At 71.9% G+C, this 3493-nt stretch carries 5 protein-coding genes; all 5 read right to left on the bottom strand.

Features of this window, described 5'->3' with window-relative positions; translation table 11 throughout:
- Window positions 1-165: 165 nt before the first annotated feature.
- Window positions 166-1308, bottom strand: a complete 1143-nt coding sequence (gene tgmC / locus AE652_RS05035; RefSeq protein WP_049649912.1) for an ATP-grasp peptide maturase system methyltransferase — start codon at window positions 1306-1308, stop codon at window positions 166-168.
- Entirely contained in the window at window positions 1305-2270 is a 966-nt protein-coding gene (gene tgmB, locus AE652_RS05030; protein ID WP_049649911.1) for an ATP-grasp ribosomal peptide maturase, read from the bottom strand. Before tgmB ends, tgmC begins: the two co-directional genes overlap by 4 nt.
- Window positions 2270-2542: a putative ATP-grasp-modified RiPP gene (gene tgmA, locus AE652_RS05025; protein ID WP_049649910.1), complete on the bottom strand. Its 273-nt coding sequence runs from the start codon at window positions 2540-2542 to the stop codon at window positions 2270-2272. Before tgmA ends, tgmB begins: the two co-directional genes overlap by 1 nt.
- A 117-nt stretch (window positions 2543-2659) precedes the next feature.
- A complete protein-coding gene (locus tag AE652_RS05020; protein WP_049649909.1) occupies window positions 2660-3265 on the bottom strand; it encodes a hypothetical protein in 606 nt (201 codons plus the stop codon).
- A 14-nt stretch (window positions 3266-3279) separates the two neighbouring features.
- A partial coding sequence (locus AE652_RS05015) for an ATP-binding protein (protein ID WP_049649908.1) occupies window positions 3280-3493 on the bottom strand: 214 nt, incomplete at its 5' end.

Genomic DNA, 3493 nt, shown 5'->3' with positions numbered 1-3493 from the left:
ACGCACCAGGTACTGGTCGCGCAGGACGCCGGCCCCGTCCTCGTCACCGCGGGCAGCGCGTCCACCCAGGGGCCGCAGCGCACCCCGTGACAGCGGGTGGCGCGGACCGCCCCAACCCGCGCACGGGTTGGGGCGGCAGGCTGCGTCCGATCCGAAGGGGTCGGGTCAGATCGGCAGGTTCCAGCCCGGGCCGTCGTGGCTGCCGAGCCAGACGCGTTGGCCGGCTGCCGAGACCGTGATGCCGAAGGCGTCCTGGGGCGGCTCGCCCGCGCTCTGCCAAGCCTCGATGGCGGTCTCCACCTGGTCCCACAGGTGGAGCGGTCCGCGCTGGACGACGGTCCAGCCGCCTGCCGGATCGGGTACGGTCCGGGCCTGCGATCCGGTGGCCACGTCCGAGAGGATCTGCCGACCGCCCGCCCCCATCCGTTCCGCTGAGGGTGCCGCGAGCTGCGCGACCCAGCTTCCGGTCCAGGTGTCGAGCTTCGCGGGGTCGATGCGGCTCGCGCGCTCCTCGCCGGGGAGCAGGGCAAGAGCCGGCCGGGGCGGCCGGTCGTGAGGGCGGGCGATCATGAAGCTGGTGTGGCCGGGCAGGAACCTGCCGGTGGCCTCGCCCGGGCCGGTCACGTCGAGCAGCGCCAGGGCGTTGGCGTAGCCCCACCCGGAGAAGGTGACCAGGATCCGGCCGCCCGGCTTCACCTGGTGGAGCCAGGCCGTCGGCAGGTACCGGACCGAGCATGTCGCGATCAGCCGGTCGAACGAGCCGCCGTCCGGGTCCCCGCCGAGGCCGTCGCCGGTGACGAGGCGCGGGGCGTAGCCGGCGGCCTCGACGGCCGCGGCCGCGCGTTCGGCGACCCGGGGGTCGCACTCGATGCTGGTGATGGCTCCGTCGCCGAGGCGGCGAGCCCCGAGGGCGGTCGAATAGCCGGTCCCGGTGCCGACTTCGAGCACCCGGTGGCCGGCGTCCGCACCGAGTCGCTGCCACATGGCCAGCACGAGCGAGGGCAGCGTCGATGACGACGAGGGTGCCCCGGAGACCGACTGCTCCCCGGCCTCCTCCGGGCATGTGCGACCGTCGAGTTGGGTGACGAGGGTCTGGTCGGCGTAGACCCCCTCCAGGTATCCGGGGTCGCCATGGCGCACGGCCCGGTAGCCGGTGGGGGCGCTCCCGTCGATCGGGACGAAGTAGCCGCAGACGAACAGCTCACGCGGTACAGCGGTGGCGGCGTCGATCCACGCGGGGTCGGTGAGCGTGCCGTTCCCGGTGAGCTGGTCGACGAGGGCTGCGCGAAGGATGTCGGACGTGGTCATTCGTGGTGACCTCTTTCCAGTTGGTCGGCGATCGCGTGCGCGATCCGATGGGTGGTCCCGGCCGGCTGCCACGCCCACTGCCCGTTCGGGTTGCACTCCAGGAAGGACCACGTGCCGTCAGTGGTGACGGCGAAGTCGAATGCCCCGAAAACCAGTTGGAAGGCGGCGAGGTAGCGGGTGATGGCCTCGGCGACCGGGGCGGGGACGTCGATCGGACTGCAACGCATTCGGTCCTGGCGGTATCGCCAGTCGAGGTCCGGGCTGTCGATGCGGGTGCCGAAGAGCCGGTTTCCGACGGCGGTCACCCGGGTGTCGAACGCCTTGGGAACCCTGGCCTGGAACAGGTGCGGACACGGTGTCACGGCCTCGGTGATGTCCTGGCCGCGGACTTCGTGCACCCAGACGGCCTGGGCCTGCCCGTCGACCGAGTACGGGGTGTTCCACAGGGGCTTGTAGACCGTTCCGGCGACCTGGGCGGTGACGAACTTCCTTGCCTCGTGGTCATCGTCGGTGATCAGGGTGTCGGGCACCCGGAATCCGCAGCGCTGTGCGGTGGCGAGCTGAGCCGGCTTGTACTCCGCTGCCCGGTTGAGCCACGGGTGGTTCACGTAGTGCGCCCCGGGAAGTGAGGCCAGGATGCCGCCCGCCCCCCAGAACGCCTGTGAGGCGGCGAACCGGCGGTCCTGCCCGGCGAGGTCCGGTGGCCCGCCGTAGGGCGAGGGCCTGCGCACCCAGACGGATCGCACGGCCGTGAGGTCGAGCTCGCGGCTCGACGTGCGGAGGGTGCCGCGCTGAACGCCGGTGCCGTACACGGCAGTCAGCGAGGCACCCGCGTGCAGGTCGGTGCCGGGATCGAGACGGACCACCGGTACCCGGCGCTCGGCGAGCACCCGCAGGACCGCATCCGCTGTCACGTCGGAGGAGTTGGTCAGTACCAGCACCGACCCGCTTCGGTGATCCATCAGTCGTTGCTCTGGTCCTGGTCGTAGGACTCGGTCACGTCGCTGTCCGTGGCCCCGCCCGGCTTGGCCCCGTCACCGGGGCTCGTGTGGGTGGGCGTGACACCGCTGGTGCTGGTGCCGTGACTCCCCAGTTCGAGCGTTCGGCCGTTCTCGTCCACGATGACGGCGATCTGCGTCTCGGGGTCGATCACGGGCGTGAACGACGGGAGCGTGGCGGTGGCCGGGTAGGGCCCCATCCTGCTGATGCCCCACGGTGCGGGCGTCTGGGTCATGCGTTTCTCCTGGTGGTGGTCCGGATTGTGTCGTTGCAGCCCCGTCCTGGAGGGGAGGGGCTCTGGCCATGGCTCGGCGGGACTCAGGCGGTTGGAGATGCCGAGGGGGTGGAAGGTTCATCGGACGCTCGCCTCGGGCGGCGAGGAGTAGGAAGTCGGACCCGTCGACTTCTGGTGCTTGGTGGTCTGGGTGCGGCAGTGGGTGAGGGCGTACTTGATGCGGGTGTCGGGGCCGGGGGCAGCGGTGAGGAGTTCGCCGGCGGTGACGAGCGTGGCCCAGTACAGGGCGGGGTCGCCGGTGCGGGGCATGGGATGGGCGGCGGCCAGGGAGAGGTAGGCCGTGGTGAGGTTGCCGGTGGTGAACCAGCGCTGGAGGCCGTGCCGGTGGCCGGGACGGAGGCTGCCGTGGGCGTCGATGGCGGCCAGGAAGTGTTCGACGACGGCGAGTTCGGTGTCGGTGAGCGACTTGGGGACGTCGAAGACACCGAGGGCTTCGAGGAGTTCACCGGTGTCGTTCTCGGAGTCCGGGCGGGGGTTCGAGAGCAGGGCGTCGTAGCACTCGGCCAGGCGGCGGCTGGTCTCGGCGAGGGGGATGTCGAGGGCGAGGCAGACGGCGCGCGCGACGGGCAGGGGCGAGTGGCCCAGGCGGGCGATCAGGGCGAAGGCCGCGGCCGGGGTGGCACCCCGGGAGAGGGCGTGCCGGGCCAGGGTCGTGAGGTGCATGGGGGTTCGGGCTTTCAGGCGGTGACGAGGGCGGGGGCGGGCACGGGGGAGATGAGCACCCAGACGAACTTGCCGATGCCGCCCGGTCGGTTGGTGCAGCCCCAGCGTTCGGCGAGCTCGTTGACGAGGAACAGGCCGCGCCCGTGCTCGTCGTCAGGGGTGGCGACTCGGAGGGTGGGGTGGGCGGCGCAGGCGTCGTGGACTTCCAGCCGGAGGCGGGAGTTGACG

The organism is Kitasatospora sp. MY 5-36 (genome assembly GCF_001182915.1).
Taxonomy (GTDB): domain Bacteria; phylum Actinomycetota; class Actinomycetes; order Streptomycetales; family Streptomycetaceae; genus Kitasatospora.
Note: the sequence above shows the minus strand (reverse complement) of the source record. Positions and strands in the feature narration are given on the sequence as shown.

Coding starts and splice junctions, on each gene's coding strand:
- tgmB (WP_049649911.1), bottom strand. CDS start 2,270: ATGGATCACCGAAGCGGGTCGGTGCTGGTACTGACCAACTCCTCCGAC.
- AE652_RS05020 (WP_049649909.1), bottom strand. CDS start 3,265: ATGCACCTCACGACCCTGGCCCGGCACGCCCTCTCCCGGGGTGCCACC.
- tgmA (WP_049649910.1), bottom strand. CDS start 2,542: ATGACCCAGACGCCCGCACCGTGGGGCATCAGCAGGATGGGGCCCTAC.
- tgmC (WP_049649912.1), bottom strand. CDS start 1,308: ATGACCACGTCCGACATCCTTCGCGCAGCCCTCGTCGACCAGCTCACC.